This window comes from Nocardia jiangxiensis NBRC 101359 (assembly GCF_000308615.1).
Taxonomy (GTDB): Bacteria; Actinomycetota; Actinomycetes; order Mycobacteriales; family Mycobacteriaceae; genus Nocardia; species Nocardia jiangxiensis.
This window is the reverse complement of the sequence record NZ_BAGB01000061.1, coordinates 79,902-98,940: the sequence shown is the minus strand read 5'-3', so window position 1 is coordinate 98,940 and position 19,039 is coordinate 79,902. Positions and strand designations below refer to the sequence as shown.

12 protein-coding genes are annotated in these 19,039 nt (G+C 68.7%); 7 read left to right on the top strand and 5 right to left on the bottom strand.

Annotated elements, in window-relative coordinates; genetic code table 11:
• Both ON40_RS26720 and ON40_RS26715 read left to right on the top strand, forming a co-directional pair.
• The gene (locus tag ON40_RS26720; RefSeq protein ID WP_040827357.1) at positions 1-768 is read left to right on the top strand and encodes an ABC transporter ATP-binding protein; all 768 of its coding nucleotides are present in this window, start codon (positions 1-3) and stop codon (positions 766-768) included.
• Positions 768-3,287 carry an ABC transporter permease gene (locus ON40_RS26715; protein ID WP_040827355.1) on the top strand — a complete coding sequence of 840 codons (2,520 nt, stop codon included), beginning with the start codon at positions 768-770 and terminating at the stop codon, positions 3,285-3,287. Before ON40_RS26720 ends, ON40_RS26715 begins: the two co-directional genes overlap by 1 nt.
• Positions 3,288-3,579: 292 nt before the next feature.
• Here the strand turns inward: ON40_RS26715 and ON40_RS26710 are convergent, their stop codons facing one another.
• The 4 genes from ON40_RS26710 to ON40_RS26695 all read right to left on the bottom strand — a co-directional run bounded on the left by ON40_RS26710 (position 3,580) and on the right by ON40_RS26695 (position 11,273).
• Positions 3,580-4,737 carry a VWA domain-containing protein gene (locus tag ON40_RS26710; RefSeq protein WP_040827353.1) on the bottom strand — a complete coding sequence of 386 codons (1,158 nt, stop codon included), beginning with the start codon at positions 4,735-4,737 and terminating at the stop codon, positions 3,580-3,582.
• A 103-nt stretch (positions 4,738-4,840) separates the two neighbouring features.
• Complete coding sequence (locus tag ON40_RS26705) at positions 4,841-7,252, bottom strand: DUF5682 family protein (protein ID WP_373281980.1); 2,412 nt, start codon at positions 7,250-7,252, stop codon at positions 4,841-4,843.
• 65 nt (positions 7,253-7,317) lie between these two features.
• Positions 7,318-8,430: an ATP-binding protein gene (locus ON40_RS26700; RefSeq protein WP_040827348.1), complete on the bottom strand. Its 1,113-nt coding sequence runs from the start codon at positions 8,428-8,430 to the stop codon at positions 7,318-7,320.
• Positions 8,427-11,273 carry an SWIM zinc finger family protein gene (locus tag ON40_RS26695; RefSeq protein WP_040827521.1) on the bottom strand — a complete coding sequence of 949 codons (2,847 nt, stop codon included), beginning with the start codon at positions 11,271-11,273 and terminating at the stop codon, positions 8,427-8,429. The genes ON40_RS26700 and ON40_RS26695 overlap by 4 nt, the downstream gene beginning before the upstream one ends.
• Before the next feature lie 438 nt (positions 11,274-11,711).
• Here ON40_RS26695 and ON40_RS26690 point away from each other — a divergent pair, with 438 nt between their 5' ends.
• From ON40_RS26690 to ON40_RS26670, 5 genes are all read left to right on the top strand, one after another.
• On the top strand, positions 11,712-14,117 hold the full coding sequence (locus tag ON40_RS26690; protein WP_051193602.1) for an AAA family ATPase: 2,406 nt from the start codon (positions 11,712-11,714) through the stop codon (positions 14,115-14,117).
• Entirely contained in the window at positions 14,102-14,542 is a 441-nt protein-coding gene (locus ON40_RS26685; protein WP_040827344.1) for a hypothetical protein, read from the top strand. The genes ON40_RS26690 and ON40_RS26685 overlap by 16 nt, the downstream gene beginning before the upstream one ends.
• Positions 14,543-14,906: 364 nt before the next feature.
• The gene (locus tag ON40_RS26680) at positions 14,907-15,311 is read left to right on the top strand and encodes a YchJ family protein (protein ID WP_040827343.1); all 405 of its coding nucleotides are present in this window, start codon (positions 14,907-14,909) and stop codon (positions 15,309-15,311) included.
• Positions 15,312-15,451: 140 nt separating this feature from the next.
• Positions 15,452-15,724 carry an Rdx family protein gene (locus ON40_RS26675; RefSeq protein WP_040827341.1) on the top strand — a complete coding sequence of 91 codons (273 nt, stop codon included), beginning with the start codon at positions 15,452-15,454 and terminating at the stop codon, positions 15,722-15,724.
• 147 nt (positions 15,725-15,871) lie between these two features.
• On the top strand, positions 15,872-17,446 hold the full coding sequence (locus ON40_RS26670) for a carboxylesterase/lipase family protein (RefSeq protein WP_083895944.1): 1,575 nt from the start codon (positions 15,872-15,874) through the stop codon (positions 17,444-17,446).
• A gap of 13 nt (positions 17,447-17,459) precedes the next feature.
• Here the strand turns inward: ON40_RS26670 and ON40_RS26665 are convergent, their stop codons facing one another.
• Entirely contained in the window at positions 17,460-18,764 is a 1,305-nt protein-coding gene (locus ON40_RS26665) for a cytochrome P450 (protein ID WP_040827339.1), read from the bottom strand.
• Positions 18,765-19,039: the final 275 nt, after the last annotated feature.

Below are 19,039 nucleotides of genomic sequence, written 5' to 3'. Positions count from 1 at the left end.
ATGACTGCCGATGCCCTGGGCACCGAAACCACTGCCGACACTACGATCGCGGCCCGCGCTACCGACCTGGTCAAGCTGTACGGAACTGGAGACACCCAGGTCCGGGCGCTGGACGGGGTGAGCGCGGAATTCGCCACGGGTGAGTTCACCGCCATCATGGGTCCGTCGGGCTCGGGCAAATCCACCCTTATGCACTGCCTGGCCGGGCTCGACGCGGCCACCTCCGGCGCGGTGCACATCGGCGGGACCGACCTGACCGGCCTGTCCGACAAGGAGATGACCGCACTGCGCCGCGACCGGATCGGTTTCGTGTTCCAGGCGTTCAATCTGGTCCCGACGTTGACCGCGCTGGAGAACATCACGTTGCCGTTGGACATCGCCGGTCGCAACGCCGATCAGGACTGGCTCGACACGGTGATCAAACGCCTGGGCCTGAACGACCGCCTCGACCACCGGCCCAGCGAACTGTCCGGCGGCCAGCAGCAGCGCGTGGCGTGCGCCCGCGCCCTGGCCGGAAAACCCGAGATCATCTTCGGCGACGAGCCGACCGGAAATCTGGACTCGCGGTCCTCCGGCGAGGTGCTCTCGATCCTGCGCGCGGCCGTCGACGAATTCGGGCAGACGGTCGTCATCGTCACCCACGAGCCGCACGCCGCCTCCTACGCCGACCGGGTGATCTTCCTCGCCGACGGCCGCATCGTGGACGAATTGCGTGATCCCACAGCCGAATCCGTGCTGGACCGGATGAAAAAGCTGGAGAACGCCTGATGGCCGCGAGCCCGATGCGCAAGGTGGCCTTGCGCAATCTCGCCGCGCACAAGGTGCGCCTGGCGCTGACCGTGCTGTCGGTGATTCTCGGAACCGCCTTCATCGCAGGGTCTTTCGTGTTCACCGACACTCTGCAGAGCACCTTCAACGGCATTTTCGCCGATCAGGCCAAGGGCGTCGACGTGCGGGTGCAGCCTGAGGAGCGTACGTCGCTGGGCGTTCCGCTCGACGTGATCGACAAGGTCAGCACGACCCCCGGCGTGCGGGCGGTCGCCCCCGCGGTGCAGGGGCCGGTCGTGCTGTTGAAGGACGGTCACGCGGTGCAGACCGGTGGCGCACCCAGTCTCGGGCAGTCCTATCTGCCGCCGGACAAGGCCGTTGCCGAACCGCAGAAGATCGTCGCGGGCGTCGCGCCCACCGGCCCCGGACAGATCGCGATCAATTCCGGTGGGGCGCAACGCGCCGGATTGTCGGTCGGGGATCGCACGGAGATTCTCGTGCCGTCCAAGGGCAATATCGTGGTGACCGTCAGCGGGATCTACACCATGAGTTCCGATTCCGGCGGATTCATCGGCATCCTGTTCGACGACGCCCAGGCACGCGATCTGTTCACCGACGGACAGCACGTGGGCTATGTCGACGTGGCCGCGGCGCCGGGCGTCTCGGCGGATACCGTGCGCGACAGGCTGTCCCGGGTCCTGCCGGGCTACAAGGTGCTCGACGGCGATCAGGTGCGCGCGGATCTGAAGGCCCAGGTCGGCAATGCGCTCAAATTCGTGAACTACTTCCTGCTCGCCTTCGGTGCGATCGCGCTGCTGGTGGGCACGTTCATCATCTACAACACCTTCTCGATGATCGTGGCGCAGCGGCTGCGGGAACTGGCGCTGCTGCGTGCGGTGGGTGCGAGTAGACGGCAGGTGGGGCTGTCGGTGGTGGCCGAGGCGGCGATCATCGGATTGATCGGCAGCGCGCTGGGTCTGGCCTGCGGCATCGCGCTGGCGTTCGGGTTGTCCGGGCTGCTCAATGCCTTCGACCTGGGATTGCCCACCGGGGCCATGCAGGTGCAGGTGCGCACCGTGCTGGCGGCGCTGGGCATCGGTCTCGTGGTGACGGTGGGCAGCGCCTATGCGCCCGCGCGCCGGGCGGCCAAGATTCCGCCGGTGGAGGCCATGCGCGAGGAGTTCGCCTCGACCGGCGAATCGCTGCGGGTGCGCACGGGCATCGGCGTGGCGCTCGCGGTCGTCGGTGTCGTGCTGGTTGTGCTCGGGGCCCGCCACACCGGCGGCAATGCCGCGTTGACCGTCGGAATCGGTGCTGCGGCACTGATTTTCGCGGTATTGTTCGCCTCGCCGTCGTTGTCGCGGCCGGTGCTGGCGGCGCTCGGCGTGCTGGTGCGGCCGTTCGGGTCGATCGGGCATATGGCGCGCAACAACGCGGTCCGCAATCCGCGGCGCACCGCGGCGACCGCTTTCGCGCTCACCCTGGGGTTGATGCTGGTCTCGGCGATCGGCATGCTCGGAGCCTCGGCGAAGGCGAGTGTGAGCGATGTGGTCGACCAGGGCGTCAAGGCCGATTACGTCCTGACCGGTCCGCAGCTGATCGGGGTGCCCGTCGGCGCGGGGCAGGCCGCGAGATCTGTTGCGGGAGTCCAGGATGTGGTGGCCTTCCGCGGCGTGCAGATGAAGATCGGCGAGGATCCGCTGTACGGCATCTCACCGGATGCGGCGATGAGTCCCGTGCTGAACTACGAGATTCGCAGTGGCGGTAAAACACTCGGCGACAACGATATTCAGGTCTCGGAAACCGAAGCCGGGAAACACAATTGGCACGCCGGTCAGCAGGTGCAGCTGACCAGCATGGACAACAAGAAGTTCACCGTCACGGTGTCCGGAATCTACAAGGACACCCAGTTGCTCGGATCCCTGGTGGTGTCCTCGGCGCTGTACGACCAGGTGATGCCCGTCGCGTTCCGCGCCGATGTGATCGTGCTGATCTCCGCCGCGCCGGGGGCCGATCTGACGCTCATGCGGCAGAACCTGGTCAAGGCGACCGCGCCGTTCGTCGTGGTGCAGGTGGAGAACCGGGAGGAATTCAAGGGCACGCGGGGCCAACAGATCGACACCATGCTCGCGATCCTCTACGGGTTGCTGGCCTTGGCGGTGGTGATCGCGGTGCTCGGCATCGTCAACACGCTCGCGCTGTCGGTGGTCGAACGCCGTCGCGAGATCGGCATGTTGCGGGCGGTCGGCATGCAGCGACCGCAGGTGCGCCGGAGCATCTATCTGGAGTCGATGCTGATCGCGGTGTTCGGTGCGCTCGTGGGTGTGGTGCTCGGGCTCGGACTCGGCGTCGGATTCCTGCGGACCCTCAGTGATCTGGGCATCAGCACGATCACCGTGCCGTGGATCCAGATCGTGCTGATGCTGGTCGGCTCCGGCGTGGTGGGTGTACTGGCCGCCGTGTGGCCCGGGATCCGGGCCGCGCGCACGCCACCCCTGGCCGCCATCGCCGATCTGTGAGCCTGGCGGGCGTCGAGCATCCGGCGTTTCGTCGGCGAGTTACCCGGGGCGACACAGTCGTCGGGTGACGCGCAGGCGAGATGCCGGGTCCGGGGGTATGCGGATCGTATGATCTGCATCTGTCCGGTTCGCCCGCTGGTCCGCATGGTCGGTGAAGGAGTCTGGAGATGGATCTCTTCGGCACGCTCGGTGGCGCTTTGGGGGTTCTGAATGCAGGTTTGGGACTGGCGCAGTCGTTGATGGGATTCCTGAGCGCGCTCGGCAGCAGCGCGCCGGGCACGTAGCGTCCGGCTCACCCCGCGTGGGTGTTCGCCCAGGTGCGTACGTCGCCGCGGTCGAGGGCCACCGCCAGTAGATCCGGGAATTTGTCCGGGGTACAGGCGAAGGCGGGGACGCCCAGGCCGGCCAGTGCGGCGGCGTTCTCGTGGTCGTAAGCGGGTGCGCCGTCGTCGGACAGTGCCAGCAGGACCAACACCTGGACGCCGGATTCCCGCATCGCGGCGATCCGGCGCAGCATCTCCGCGCGGATCCCGCCCTCGTAGAGGTCGGAGATCAGGACGAACAGCGTGTCGGCCGGACGCGTGATCAGCTGCTGGCTGTAGGCGATGGCGCGATTGATATCGGTGCCGCCGCCGAGCTGGGTGCCGAACAGGACGTCGACCGGATCCGAGAGCTGATCGGTGAGATCGACGACGGCCGTGTCGAAGACGACCATCGAGGTCTTCAGCGAACGCATCGAGGCCAGGACCGCACCGAACACCGAGGCGTACACCACGCTCGAGGCCATCGATCCGGACTGGTCGATCGCCAGCACCACATCGCGTCGCACCGCCTGCGACTTGCGCCCGTACCCGATCAGCTGTTCGGGTACCACCGTGCGGTGTTCGGGCAGGTAGTGCGCGAGATTGCGGCGGATGGTGCGATCCCAGTCGATATCGCGCAGCCGCGGGCGGGTGGTGCGTGCGGCGCGGTTCAGCGCGCCGGATACTGCGGCGACGGTACGCGAGGCGATGCGCCGCTCGATCTCTCGCACCACCTTCTCCACCACCATGCGCGCTGTGGACCGGGTGGTCTCGGGCATCACCCGGTTCAGGCTCAGCAGGGTGCCGACCAGGTGCACATCGGGCTCGACGGCCTCGAGCAGTTCCGGTTCGAGCAACAGCTGCGTCAGATCGAGCCGCTCCACCGCATCGCGCTGCATCACCTCCACCACGGTGGACGGGAAATAGCTGCGGATGTCACCCAGCCATCGGGCCACCCTGGGCGCCGATCCGCCCAGCCCGCCCGTCCGCTTCTCCGACGGCGTCAGCTCCTCGGCGTTGTACAGCGCCGAGAGCGCCCGATCCATCGCCGCGTCACCTCCGGAACCGAGTCCGCCCAGGCAGGACTCCGCGGGCGCGCCCAGCACCAGACGCCAACGGCGAGACTGTGTTCGATCGATGTCGGTCATCGGTGGTAACGCCTCCTCGTACCGCTGCGGATGGATCCGCGTCGTGCGGGTTTCGTCGTCAGGTCGGTGATGGGCCGATGCACGGCGGGTGAGTTTCCGGGCATCACGCGACCGCCAGGATTCGGGTGACGGCGTGCAGGGCCAGTGCGCCGCGGTCGGGGTCGAAGCCGCCGGTTCGAGTCGGGGTGACCGGGACGGGGCCGCCGTCGCGGACGGCCTGCGCGATTGCCTGGCGTTCACCGGATTCGAAGGCGCCGAAGGTTCTGCGGAGCAGCGGCAGGGTGGCGACGAACTGGTCCTCGTCCAGGCTGCGGAGCCAGATATCGATGCGGTGCAACAGGTTTCGGTCGTGCACCAGGAGCAGCCCACGGCCGCCGAGGAAGCCGTCGATCCACGCGGCCTTCTCGGCGGGATCGTGACCGACCGACAGTGCCGCGGACAGGCGACGGGCGGATTCGGCGTCGTCCAGGATGCCCGCGTCGCACAGCAGCCGGACCGCGCGGCCGACCAGACTGCCGTGCACATCGCCGCGGTCGGCGAGTTTGCCCAGGGCGCTGTGCCATTCGCGGGTCGACCACTCGTCGTCGCGGGTCGCCAGGGCCAGGTGCGCGTCGTCCAGCAGGACGCGCAGGGCGGCCGCGGCGTCGGCATCCAATCCGGTGACGGCGCTGGGCAATCCGGCGCAGATGCGCACCAGCATCCCGTTGGCGACACGGGTGAGCGCCGCGACGTCGGTACCGCGCACATCTCCGTACCGCAGCGTGCGGATCAGCCCCGGCAGAGCGGCGAGCAGACGGGTGACGTCGTGATCCACCGCGGCGGCGGATTCGAGCCGGGCCACCAGTCCCGGTACGGCGCCGCCGAGATCGGCCAGCAGGGCCTGTTCGAGGGCACCGCCCAGATCAGCGACGGTGGCATCGGGTGCGGTGGCGGAGTCCAGGATCTTCGCCTCGGCGGCGGACAGCAGGGTGGTGCCCCAGCGGGATGCCTCGATGACGGCGATGGCGAGTTCGGGCTCCCAGACCAGCGTCCACGTCTCCCGGAAGGTTCCGGTATTGCGGACCTCGCTCGATGTCGGTGTACCCCAACCGATTGCGAGCAGTCGCAACCGGTGCAGCAGGTGTGAGCGCGCGACGTCGCGATCCTTGCGCAGGTCCAGATCCAGCTGGCGGGACAGGGCTTGACGCGTCAGCCGCAGCGAACGCGCCTGTGCGCGCAGATCCGCCTCGAGCGGAACCGCGGGAGTGTCCTCCGGTACCGAGCCGAGCGCCTCGCCGACGACCAGCTCCCCGGTGACCAGGCGCAACATCGTCTCGTCGCCCTCGCACAACACCGCTCGGGTGGCCTCGGTGACTTCCGAGAGTCCCGGCAGCGGTCGCTCGCGGAGGGCGGCGAGGGTGTTCGCGAGCCGCACCGATTCGATGATGTGCGCACTGGATACCGGCAGGTCGTGTGCCCGCAGGGTACCGGCGACCTTGGTGAGCCAGCGCGCGATCGGCTGATCGGTCTCGGTGAACAGGTGGTGATACCACCCCGGCGAGGTGACGCCCGCGCCGTAACCCGAGGAACCCGCCAGGCGCGAATGTGTCCAAGGCACCCACGTCGAGGTCGCCTTCACCTTCGGCAATCCCTTGAGCATCCGCGTATCGGCCGCCGCGGGCCCGAGCGGACCCACCAGCGCCGGAGCATGAAATGCACCGCATACCACGGCGAGTCGCATGGCCCCGCCCTTCAATGCCTTACGCATCGTCTGGCGCATATATGCCTCGCGCCGCAAGGTATGCGGATCCACCGAGGATCCGATCAGCTCGTCGGCCTCGCGTGCCGGATCGATCGCTGTCGGCGGCTCGCCGATCTCGTGGGGCGCTTCGAGCACCTGCGAATCGGAATCACCTTGTGCAGCAGTAGTATCGGAGTCCTCATTCGCGTTGGTAGCTTCGCCTGAACCACCCGGTGCGTCAGCGGCTTCGCTCGCCTCGCGATCGGCAGCGGCGTAGCAATCGTCGCCCGCGCTGATGGTCTCGGCTGGTGAATCGGTGGGCTCCGAGGTCGGCTCGCGCAGGGCGGCCATGGCCTCGGTGACGGCGTCGAAAACATCTGCGTCGGCGCTGGATTCGATGACCGCGTCCCACCAGCATTCCGGGTCGTCGTAGCCCGCGGTGGCAGCCAGGACGGCGAGAGGGTCGGTGCGGTCGCCGGGTTCGTCCGTCGCGGCCAGGGCGTGGGTGGCGGGCAGGTCGCAGAAGCCGACGCTGACCTCGTGCTCATGGGCGTAACGCAGCGCCTGCCATTCGGGGGAGAACACGGCGAAGGGCCAGAACGCCGCGCGGGAGGGGGTATCCGGGACATAGGCCAGCAGAGCGACCGGTGGTGTCATGTCCGCGGCGGCGATATGGGCGATCAGCGGATCGGCATCGGCCGGGCCCTCGATCAGGATGGCATCGGGCCGGAACTGCTCCAGCGCCAGGCGAAGTGAGCGCGCCGAGCCCGGGCCGTGATGGCGGATGCCGAACACACGGGTCTGCGGCGCTTCGGCGGCCGGGGCCGATTCCGATGATGAGTCGGCTGTGCGGTGTGGGCTCACGCGTGGACCTCGCGGCACGCCCGGTAGAAGTCGGCCCAGTCCTCCCGTTCGCGGACGACCGCTTCCAGATATTCGGTCCAGACCACGCCATCGGCCACCGGATCCTTCACGACCGCGCCGAGCACCGCACCCGCGATATCGGCGGCGCGCAGCACACCGTCGCCGAAATGCGCCGAGAGCGCGAGTCCGTTGGTGATCACCGAGATCGCCTCGGCGGTGGACAGCGTGCCGGACGGGGATTTGAGTTTGGTCCGGCCGTCGGCGGTGATTCCGGACCTCAGCTCGCGGAAGACCCGGACCACCCGGCGCACCTCTTCCGCGGCGGCGGGCACCGCGGGCAGTTCCAATGCGGCGCCGAGCTGTTCGACGCGGCGGGTCACGATCGCGACCTCCTCGTCCTCGTCGGCGGGCAACGGCAGAACGACGGTGTTGAAGCGCCGCCGCAGCGCCGAGGACAGTTCGTTCACGCCGCGGTCGCGGTCGTTGGCCGTGGCAATGACGTTGAAGCCCTTGGTGGCCTGCACCTCCATCCCCAGTTCGGGGACCGGCAGGGTCTTCTCCGAGAGCACCGTGATCAGCGCATCCTGCACATCGGAGGGGATGCGGGTGAGCTCCTCGACGCGGGCGATCGAACCCAGGCGCATGGCCGTCATCACCGGGGAGGGCACCAGCGCGCCCTCGCTGGGGCCCTCGGCCAGGAGCCGGGCGTAGTTCCAGCCGTAGCGGATGGCCTCCTCCGCGGTTCCGGAGGTGCCCTGCACCAACAGCGTCGACTCACCGCACACGGCCGCCGAAAGATGTTCGGACACCCAGGTTTTCGCGGTGCCGGGCACACCGAGCAGCAACAGCGCGCGGTCGGTCGCGAGCGTGGCGACCGCGACCTCCATCAGCCTGCGCGGCCCGACGTATTTGGGGCTCACCACGGTGCCGTCGGACAGGGTGCCGCCGAGCAGGTAGGTGACCACACCCCACGGCGACAGTCGCCACGAGGGCGGGCGGGGGCGGTCGTCGGCCGCGGCCAGTGCGCGCAGCTCATCGGCGAAGGCCTGTTCGGCGTGCGGACGCAGCAGGCTGTTCGATGCCGAATCGGTGGTATCCGTCGTGGTCATTGCAACTCCTCGAGCATGGTCGTGCGCTGGATCAGGTCATGGGCGAGCTCGTTGAAACAGGTCTCCCAGTAGGGATCACCGCAGCGGCGGGCGGCGATCTCGACCGCGGCGGTCGCCTCGATCGGGAAGTGCACCGCGGCAGTGCGGAACAGAGTGCGATAGGACGCGGGGGACAGTCCCGGCGCGCCGGGACGTGCCGCGGCGAGCTTGGCGCGGTCCAGCAGCAGCCGGATCAGGTACTGGGCCAGCGGGACGGGCCACGGCCGCGGCACCGCCTGCACCAGCAGTTCGATCTCGGCCAGCCAGCTGCTGTCCAGTGTGCGCAGATACTCCACCCGCCGGTCGAGCGGAAGCAGGGCGAACAGCTGCCGCCGCACATCGGGGTCGGCCCCGAGCGTAGGGGTGCCGGTCAGCACCTCGAACAATGTTGCGGCCCAACGGCTGTCGTGCTGGGCGAGTGCGGCGTCGGCCCATCCGGCGGTGACCGGACCGAGTAGATCGGCCCGCATACCCACCCGGGCAGCCGATCCCGGAGCGCCCAACAGCGCGTCCCAGTGACGCATCGGGGTCGCGGCGATCACCCGTCGTAGCCACTCCGCCGCGACGTGCGGCGCTCCGTCCAGCCGGTAGGCGGTGTGCGCGGTGCGGTCCGCGATGCCGTCGCGGCGGGCCGAATCCTCCAGCCGGTGGGGCAGATCGGCGACCAGCTGCTTGCCGTCGAAGGTGAGCCAGCGCGAGGCGCGTTCGATCATTCGCGCGGCGAAGGCCGAATCCGGCAGGCGGGCGAGCAGATCGGCGGCGACCCGACGGACCTCGGCGCGTGAGTCGTCGAGCGCGGATTCCAGGAGCGGCTCGTCGGCCAGGGTGAGTCCCTCCGCGAGGACGGCCAGCAGATCCGCGCGCACCGGACCGGGTTCGGAACGCCAGGTGCCGGTGAGGGTTTCGCGGGCCGCTCGGGGATCGTGCGCCCGCAACTGCACCAGCCAGGCGCGCCGCTCGGCGGGGCGGCCGTGCGACCAGACGCTCTGATCGTCGGGCCTGGCGCGGGCCAGGGTGTGCCACGGTGCATGGTGTTCGGCCAGCCAGCGGCCGCGTTCCCCGGCCAGACGTAGCAGCGACTCACGCAGGGGCGTACGGGATTTCGCCTGGTCCAGCAGGAGGGTGCAGATCGCGTCGGGTGCGCGGAAATCGTGCGGTTCGGCGACGTCGAACCATTCGGTGCGGAACGGCGACCCCTCGCTCAGCAGGCGCACGAGGCGAGTCGCGGCCGCAGCGGGCAGGATCGGGCGCTGGTCGGTCTCGGCGGGTTGGGGCGGCTCACCCGTGCCGGGCAGGACCGCGCCGCGGGCGAAGACGTCCTGTAGCGCGGCGGCCTCCAGCAGGATCTGCGCCGGATCACCGGGCAGGCGACCTGCCGCTTCGGCCACCGGTTCGGGCAGTACTGCCGGATCGACCCCGCGACGTGCCGTACCCAGCAGGGCCACCGAGGCCAGTTCGTCCGTTTGCGCCCGGGATCCGCCGATCGCCTCCGCGTCGATGGCGGCCATCTCGCCGCCCGCCCACGCCGACACCGGGACGAGACCGTCGGCGGTCCATTCGCCGACCACCGTCACCGGATGTCCACCCGACAGGCTCATCAGCTGCCAGGGCTGGCGGGCCAGTCGCGCCAGCGGGAGTGCGGAACCCGCCTGGTCGACGACGGACCAGGCATCGCCGGACACCACCGGAACGACATCGCTGAGCAGCACCGGCCACGATCGCAGCCACGGATCCGTGCCGAGGGCACGGGCGTGCGCGGTCAGCGCGTCGGTGATACCGCCCGGCTCCGCGCCGGGGGTTTCCGGTGCGGTGGCGAACGGTCGGGGGATCGGTTCCGGGACGCCGTGCCGTTCGCCCCACAGCGCACGCAGTGCGGCGGCTCCCGGATAGAAATGCAGGTCGGCATCAACCATCGAGCCCGGCACCGGCAGATCCGCGGGGAAGGCCGGAGTGCCGAACGAGTGGTCGAGGATCAGTGCCCAGCGCCGGCTCGTCCGCCCGCGTACCCAGACCTTGCGGGTGTGCACCCGCTCCTCCTCGGTGATCCGCAGGCCCAGCACCATCCAGTGATCGCGGACGGCGGATTCGCTGCGGACCGACTCCGCGGTGACCGGATAGCCGATGTGCGTGCGCGCACTGGCCGCCAGCGCCGGTTCGAGATCGTCGAGACGGCGATGTGCCGTGGCGAGCAGGTGCAGCCGGGCGTACTCGCGTAGCAGGACCGCCGGCCAGTCCTCCCGGCCGACAGCATTGCGTGGAAGTTGCCGCAGCGCCGATGCCACGCCGGGAACCTGTGCGTCGACCATCCGCGCGGCCACCGATTCGAAGGCGCCGAAGGAGCGATCCGCCTGGGCCAGACCGGTGCGCACCTGATCGCACAACCACACGTCCAGATCCGCGAGTCCGGCCGAGACCCGGTCGCGGCGCTGTGCCGCCGTGGCTGCCGATGGCGTCTTCTGCTGTGCCGCAGCAGTTTTGGCTTCTCGCTGCGCGCGGGCGGCGAGCCATTCCGCGGCGTAGTCGGCGGGTGCGGCGGCCTCGGAAACCATGCCGTCGGACCAGATCAGCAGGAGCGACAAGGCATGCTTACAGGGGAATTTCCGGCTGGGGCAGGAACATTTGTAGGCGGGCCCGGACAGATCCACGATCGTCTGGTACGGCTTCGCGCCACTGCCCTTGCACAGCCCCCACAGCGCGGTGTCACACCATCCGGCAGAGTTCCACCGCCCGTGCAGTTTTCGCGCGGCGGTGAGCGATGCGGCATCGGGTGCCAGCACGGCGACCTGCTGTGCGGTCCATGTCATCGATTCGGTTCCCACTGGTGTCGTCGTCACTGCCGTCCCCCGTTCATTCGGTTGATCGGATTTCTACCCCACCCCACCGACAGGAATCGCCCGACGGGTTCGGCGACCGGGTTCGCGGTGGGTTTGCGAGACCAATGTCGCTGGGGCGGTGAGTAATTGAAACTTCATGTGCTCTTGTGCTGGAGATCGAACTCTGTCATTCTGTTCTGTTCGGTTGATCCGAACCGCCCGAATTCGGGCGAGACCCGTAGAACTGCCCGGCCGGGGACGGCCGAGGGGTGGACATCGGGCGGATCACCGCTCGATGGCCATAAGCACCCCGTCCGGGACGGTTCGCGGCCTCCGGCATACGCGAGTGTGCGGCGCATCCGGTAGCGTCGGCATATCGGTAGTCCGAACGCGCTACGGCGTTTGCGGAGGGAGTGGCAGTTGGGGGACGTGTCCACCGGCGTCGCGCAACGCCTGTCCGATCTGGTGCTGCACCGCCTGGATGCCGATCCGACGATCACCCCGGAGGTATCGAGTGCGGTGCTGGCCGCGCTGGACGCCGAACCCGACCCGTCGCCGAGTCTGGGGATGAACGGAATCTTCCTGCGCACCATTCGAGTTCGCGGCTTCCGCGGTATCGGCCCCGAGGCATCGCTACGTCTGGATCCGGGCCCGGGACTCACGCTCGTGGTGGGGCGCAACGGATCCGGCAAATCGAGTTTCGCCGAGGCCGCCGAGCTGGCCCTGACCGGTGATACGCGTCGCTGGGCGGGCCGGGCTTCGGTCTGGCGCGAGGGATGGCGAAACCTGCACGACGGCAATACCTCCCGGGTCGAGGTGGAGCTCACCGCAGCTACTCCGGACGGCGCGCTGACGATCGCCCGCGAGTGGCCCGAGGGATCCGATCTCACCGGCGGCACCTGGACGCAGTCGCGAAAAGCCGCCGACCCCACCGAATTTCGCGTCGAGCGATGGTCTCGTGCACTCGAGCTCTACCGGCCGTTCCTGTCCTACAGCGAACTCGGCGCGCTGGTCGACGGCCGCCCCAGTGATCTGTTCGACGCCCTGCATCGGCTGCTGGGCCTGGACGATCTCACCGCGGCGCAGGAGCGCACCCGGGTGCGCCGCCTGGAATTGGAGCGTGCGGCAAGACAATCCCGCGACGAACGCAACGAACTGCTCATCGCTCTGGATTCGGTCGCCGACGACCGCGCGGCTCGGGTCGCGCAGCTGCTGCGGGTCGCCGATCCGGATCTGGCGGCCATCGGCGGCGAGGTGTCGGGCGCCCGGCACGATCCGGCGGGCACCGCCGCATTGCAGTCGATGCTCCGGCTGCGATTGCCGGATGCGGAGTCGGTGGCGGAGGCCGCCGCGGCGGTCCAGGCGGGTGCGCGGCGGCTGAGCGAGCTGACGACCGGCGATACCGAGGCGGAATTGCGTGTGCTGGAGCTGCTCGCCCGCGCCCGTACACATGCGCTGGCCGCAGGCACGTGTGCCTGCCCGGTGTGCGGGTCGGGCACGCTCGATGCGCAGTGGCTGCACGAGACCGACACCCAGATCGCCCGGCTGACCGAGCGCGCAGCCGCGGTCACCGCGGCTCGCGACGCTCTGCTCGCCGCCGCCGAACGCGCCCGCGCCCTGGTGCTGCCGGTACCCGCCGAACTGGATCCGCCTCCGCCGCAGGCGCCCAACGTGGACACCGGACCGGCGCGGCGGGCCTGGTCCGCGTGGGCGGTGCTGGCGCAGGCGGAACCGGATGTGGAGTTTCCGGCGCGGTTGCGGTCCGCCCACGCGGATCTTGCTCGGCTGCTCGCGGCGTTGCGTGGTTCGGCTCGTAAGGAATTGGATCGGCTCGACGCGGTGTGGGTGCCACTGGTTCCGCGCATCGCCGCGTGGCTGCAGGGTGCGCGGACGGTCGCGGCCGCCGAATCCGAGCTGCACACCGTCCGGCGCGCCGAGGACTGGCTCAAATCGGCCGCCGCCGGACTGCGCGAGGAGCGGATGGCTCCGCTGGCCGAGCACGCCCGCGGAATTTGGCGCGGACTGCGCCAGCAGAGCAATGTGGACCTCGGGGTGATCCGGTTGCAGGGCAACGCCGGAGCCAGCCGCAAGGTGCTGCTGGATGTCACCGTCGACGAGGCGGGGAGCAATGCGCTGGGGGTGATGAGTCAGGGCGAGTTGCACGCCCTGGGCCTGGCGCTGTTCCTGCCGCGCGCGACGGTGCCGGAGAGTCCGTTCGGCTTCGTCGTCATCGATGATCCGGTGCAGGCGATGGATCCGGCCAAGGTGGACGGCCTGGCCCGGGTCCTGGCCGCGGCCGCGCGCAGCGGACGTCAGGTCGTGGTGTTCACCCACGACGAGCGGCTGGCCGAGGCGGTGCGCCGATTGCGGCTGGATGCAACGGTTCTGGATGTACAGCGGCGGGAACGCTCGGCCGTGGAGGTGCGCGTCGCGGAGGATCCGGTGCGGCGCTATCTCAGCGATGCCAACGCCTTGGCGCGCACCAAACAGCTGCCCCGTTCCATCGCGGACGAACTGGTGGTGACCTGCTGCCGGTCGGCGATCGAGGCCGCCGCACTGGCCAGGTCCCGGCGCACGCTGCTGGCCGAGGGGATCGATCACCGCGAGGTGCAGCGCCGGGTCGACGCCGCGCGCACCACCTGGGAGAAGGTGTCGCTGGCCGTCTTCGGCGATCCGGACCGGGTGGACGATCTGAACGATCTGCTCGACCGTGATGCGGCCTGGGCGCGGGCGGTGCTGCGGGACGCGGCCGCCGGGGCGCATATCCGGATCGATCGCCGCACCCGCGAATTGATCAGCGGGACGAGGAAATTCGTCAAATGGCTGAATCCGTAGCGCCGGAGTCACAGCCGCCGACGGTCGCGCAGCGCCTCGCCGCGGCGGATGAGCTGCTGCGCGGCATCGTGACCGATGCGGGCGGGCTGTGGTCGCGGGCGACGGTGTGGATCCTGCGCCTGGCGCTCGAACAGTCCATCGACCGGCTGTGGCTGGTGGTGGCCCCACCGTTGGCCCGGTGCAGTATGCGGGCCCAGCTGCTGGCGCTGGATTCCTATGCCGGCCAGGAGACCTCGGCCCGGATCTCGGCGCTGTGGGCGACGCTGTCCCGAGTGGGGCATCACCAGGATTACGAGCTGGCCCCGACCGCGGTCGAGCTGCGTCGCTGGTTCGACGAAACCGCCCGGCTCGCCGACGAATTGGCCGCGTTGGCCGAATCCGACAATCTGGCTATGGGCAAGCAACCACATACCGTCCGGTCGTAATGGCCCGTATTGTCCGGCAGTTCAGTGACGAACGCCCCAATATCGCTATCAACATGGGGATTTCGGTGATGCAGATGACCTATGGACAGTACTGTGTGCTTGCTGCTCGGTTTGCGGCGTGAATGCGGTTGTACACGGTCGGGTTTCATCTGTCTCGATGAAAGAGAGCTGCATCATGGATACGCTCAACCTGCTCAACTCCGGTTCGGCACTGTTGGCCAATGCCAGCTCGGCGCTGGCCAGCGTCCTGAACCTGCTCAGCATGCTGTGAACCGGACGGGTGCGGATCCGATGACCCGGCGCCGCACCCGCGTCGGTGACCGGGCGGTCCGTATGCGGGCCGCCCGGATCCGATAATCGAACGATGCACAGCGAATCTCCGGCCGGCGCCGATCGGTGTCCCTGCCGCAGTGGTGAATCGTTCGAGCAGTGCTGCGGGCCGCGCTTGGACGGCACTCGGCCCGCACCCACTGCCGAGACGCTCATGCGATCGCGGTACACCGCGTTCGCCGTTGGCGACACCGCATATCTGCTCGCGTCCTGGCATCCCCGGACCCGGCCGCGTCAGCTCGAGCTGGATCCGGGGCAGCGCTGGATGTTCCTGGAGATTGTGCGCACGCAGGCCGGCGGTCCGTTCGACGACAACGGTGTCGTGGAATTCCGCGCGCACTACCGCAGCGCGGCCGGACGAGGTGTGCTGCACGAGTGCAGCAGATTTGCCAGGGTCGAGGGCGCATGGCGCTACCTGGACGGAGATGTCGAGATGTAACGATTCGGGTGCGGCTTTCCCGAGTTATTGCCCGGTGCCGGGGACGCTCATACCGTTCCCACTACGGAAGCACCGAGGAAGCGGAGGAGTTGCTACAAGTTTTTCCATGGGCATATCCGCTGTCGACGTAGGGTGCGGATATGCCACGAGTCGCGATCGAGTACTGCACCCAATGCCGCTGGCTGCTGCGAGCGGGTTGGATGGCTCAGGAGCTGTTGAGTACCTTCGCCACCGAACTGTCGGAGGTGGCGCTGGTCCCGGGGGACGGGGGTGTCTTCCGCATCACACTCGACGGAGACCAGATCTGGGAACGCAGGTCCGACGGCGGATTCCCCGATATCGCGCTGCTCAAACAGCGCGTACGCGACCGGATCGATCCCGGTCGCGATCTCGGTCATATCGATCGCGGCTGACGTGCGAGCGCTCGGGCTTCGCCGTCGGACATGATCTCGGACGTACTCTCGTTACAGAGAGTTGAGGAGGTGCCGCATGGGCCAGCGAGTGATAGGCGCAGCTGCCGCGGTGGTCGTACCGGAGTCGAGCACGAGCGAGGTACGGGAATGAGCACTCAATTCTTCCAGGAGGCTCCCGGTGTGGACACCCGTGGCCCCGAACCCGTAGCCCGCACCGCCGCGGGTGCGGTGCGTGGATTCCACGACGGATCGGTGCACGTCTGGCGCGGCATTCCGTATGCGGCGTCCCCGGCCGGGCCCAATCGGTTCAGCCGCCCGCAACCGCCGGTCCCGTGGGACGGGGAACGCGACTGCACCGAGTTCGGTGAGATCGCCCCGCAGACGATGGGCACCATGGTGCCGGTCGATTCCGGTCTGCGGATGGGTGAGGACTGTCTGTGGGTGAACGTATGGGCTCCGGCCGCAGCACATTCGGAGCCGCGTCCGGTGATGGTCTGGTTGCACGGCGGGGCGTACTGTCTCGGGACCGCCGCCCAGGGCATCTATGACGGGCGCAAACTCGCCGAGACCGGCGATGTCGTCGTGGTCGGGGTCAACTACCGGCTGGGTGCGCTGGGCTTTCTGGACCTGTCCTCACTCGGGCGCGAATTCGTGCCGAATCTGGGCCTGCACGATCAGATCGCCGCACTGGAGTGGGTGCGTGACAATATCGCCGCGTTCGGCGGTGATCCCGGCAATGTGACGCTGTTCGGCGAATCCTCGGGTGCGGGATGTGTGACCGCCCTGCTCACCTCGCCTCCGGCCGCCGGGCTGTTTCATCGGGCCATCGCCCAGAGCCCGCCCGCCACATCGGTTTTCGGGCCCGAACGAGCCATCGGTGTGGCCGGTCGATTCCTGGAGCTGATGGATCTGCCGCGGCAGCGGGTGAACGAACTGCTCGAATGCCCGATCGATCGGATCGTCGAGGCGGCTGGGATCCTGCTGGACGAGGTGCCGCTGCAATCCCCGGGCCGGTTGGCCGCCGCGCCCGTGGTGGACGGCGATCTGCTGCCCACCTATCCCACCGACCGCTTCCAGCAGGGACGCTCACATCGGGTGCCCCTGATGATCGGCACCAACCGGGACGAGGCATCGCTGTTCCGGCTGTTCCGCTCGCCGATCATGCCGGTCACCCCGGATGCGGTGAACGCCATGCTCAAGGGAGTCGCCGCCGATCATCCCGAGATGTCGCCCGAGCGGATCGCCGAGATCACCTCGGCCTACCCGGATCTGAGCAAACCCCGCGGCGCCCTGGCGATGTCCACCGACGCCGCGTTCCGGATGCCCGCGCACTGGGTCGCCGATGCGCACTCCCGGCACACCCGCACCTGGATGTACCGATTCGACCAGGCCACCCCGATGTTGAAGGCGGCGCGGGTCGGCGCGGGACATGCCACCGAATTGCCGTATGTCTTCGGCAATTTCGGCACCCTCAACCATGATCCGACGTTCTGGCTCGGTGGCCGCAAGGCGGCCATGGAGGTCTCGGGCCGGATGATGCGGCGCTGGCTGGCATTCGCCGAGCACGGCGTACCCGCGGCGTTGGACGGATCCAAGCACTGGCCGCCGTACCGCGAATCCACCCGCGCCACACTGCTTATCGACGTCGCGGACCGGATCGTGGACGATCCGGACCACGACCTCTACAGCGCGTGGGGCGACCAGGTCGTCGGCTTCAGCTGAGCCGCGGCGTCCGTCAGACCGGCGTGGTGTGGTCGGCGTGGCGGCGACCGAGGTTCGCTCGCATACGGCTGTAGCCGTGCAGGGTGAACAGTGGGCGCCGCTGCGGTGGGCCGTCCAATCGCAGATCAGGGAAGCGGTCGAACAGTGCGCGCAGGGCGTGCACGGCCTCCATGCGGGCCAGGCTGGCGCCCAGGCAGACGTGGATTCCGGAGGAAAAGGTCAGGTGGTCCTTGGCGTTGGCGCGGCCGACGTCGAAACGGTCGGGAGCTTCGAAGACCTTCGGATCGCGATTGGCGCCGGCCAGCGACAGCGCGATGGTCGTACCCTTGCGCATCGGGATGCCCTCGTACTCCACTTGCTCCAGGGCGACGCGTCCGGTGTTCTGCACGGGGGCATCGAAACGCAGCACCTCGTCGACGGCGTTGGGCCACAGGTCGGGCTCCTCGCGCAGTCTGGCGAGCTGGTCGGGATGGGCGAGCAGTTGTACGACGGCATTGCCGATGAGGTTGACCGTCGTCTCGAATCCCGCGCCCATCAGCAGGCTCGCGGTGGCCTTCAGATCCTGGTCGTCGAGTTCGCCCGCGGTGACCAGGCTGGACAGGATGTCCTCGCCGGGGGTGCGGCGTAATTGCGCGATGTGCTCGTCGGCGAATTCGTCCATCTCCTCGATGGCGGCCACGGCACTGCGGTAGGAGCGCCACGGGATACCGATATCCAACAGCGGGCTGATCGCATCGCCCCAGCCCAGGAAGCGGTCCTTCGTGCTGTGCGGGAAGCCGAGCATCTCGGAGATGATCGCGATCGGCACCTGCGCGGCGAAATCGGCCACCAGATCGGCCGAACCGTTCGAGGGCAGTGCGTCGAGCAGTTCCTCGGTAACCGATTCGACGCGATCGCGCAGTCGCCCGATGGCCCGCGGGGTGAATGCCGCCGAGACCGATCGCCGCAGCCGGGAGTGCTCGGGCGGATCGATGACCAGCATGGACGGCGGCTCCATCGGATTCGGCGGGAGCGGGGCCAGGGCGGTCAGCTTGCGCAGCGGGCGCGGAATGTCGAAACTCTCCGCGCTGACCACGCCCATCGCGTTGTCGCGCAGGATGTTCCGGCACAGATCGTGTTCGGCGGTGACCCAGGCGAACGGCGTCCGGACCAGCCGCCCGCGTGCGCGGATCGACTCGAGCAGCGGGTACGGATCATGTGTGACCGCGGGATCGCCGAACAACTGCGCGAGCGGATCGCCGCGCCGGGCGTACGCCTTCAGCGCCAGCCGGGGCACACCCTGCACCGACATCCACCGCATCCAGTACAGCGGCCCCATAGCTACCCCCAAATCGTCGTTGTCGTCCGGTCGGCATCCACGGTACGTACGCGTACTGCTCGCGGAAACGTCCTGCGGTCGGACTCGATCCCCTACCGCGGTAGGACTGCCACGCCCCATGCTACGAGCGCGATACCAGCGCGTACACACTTCTGTCCCAGGCGCACCCGCTATCGGTAACCGCACTCCCAGCCGCTTTCGAACCGTGTGCGGATCCACGAACGGGGTGCGTCATCGAGTCGATTCGGATCGCGATAGCGAACCCGTCCGGATCG

Excerpts from the sequence above, each read along its gene's own strand:
- ON40_RS26720 (WP_040827357.1), top strand. The coding sequence starts at position 1 with ATGACTGCCGATGCCCTGGGCACCGAAACCACTGCCGACACTACGATC.
- ON40_RS26715 (WP_040827355.1), top strand. The coding sequence starts at position 768 with ATGGCCGCGAGCCCGATGCGCAAGGTGGCCTTGCGCAATCTCGCCGCG.
- ON40_RS26710 (WP_040827353.1), bottom strand. The coding sequence starts at position 4,737 with ATGACCGACATCGATCGAACACAGTCTCGCCGTTGGCGTCTGGTGCTG.
- ON40_RS26700 (WP_040827348.1), bottom strand. The coding sequence starts at position 8,430 with ATGACCACGACGGATACCACCGATTCGGCATCGAACAGCCTGCTGCGT.
- ON40_RS26695 (WP_040827521.1), bottom strand. The coding sequence starts at position 11,273 with ATGACATGGACCGCACAGCAGGTCGCCGTGCTGGCACCCGATGCCGCA.
- ON40_RS26685 (WP_040827344.1), top strand. The coding sequence starts at position 14,102 with ATGGCTGAATCCGTAGCGCCGGAGTCACAGCCGCCGACGGTCGCGCAG.
- ON40_RS26680 (WP_040827343.1), top strand. The coding sequence starts at position 14,907 with ATGCACAGCGAATCTCCGGCCGGCGCCGATCGGTGTCCCTGCCGCAGT.
- ON40_RS26675 (WP_040827341.1), top strand. The coding sequence starts at position 15,452 with ATGCCACGAGTCGCGATCGAGTACTGCACCCAATGCCGCTGGCTGCTG.
- ON40_RS26670 (WP_083895944.1), top strand. The coding sequence starts at position 15,872 with ATGAGCACTCAATTCTTCCAGGAGGCTCCCGGTGTGGACACCCGTGGC.
- ON40_RS26665 (WP_040827339.1), bottom strand. The coding sequence starts at position 18,764 with ATGGGGCCGCTGTACTGGATGCGGTGGATGTCGGTGCAGGGTGTGCCC.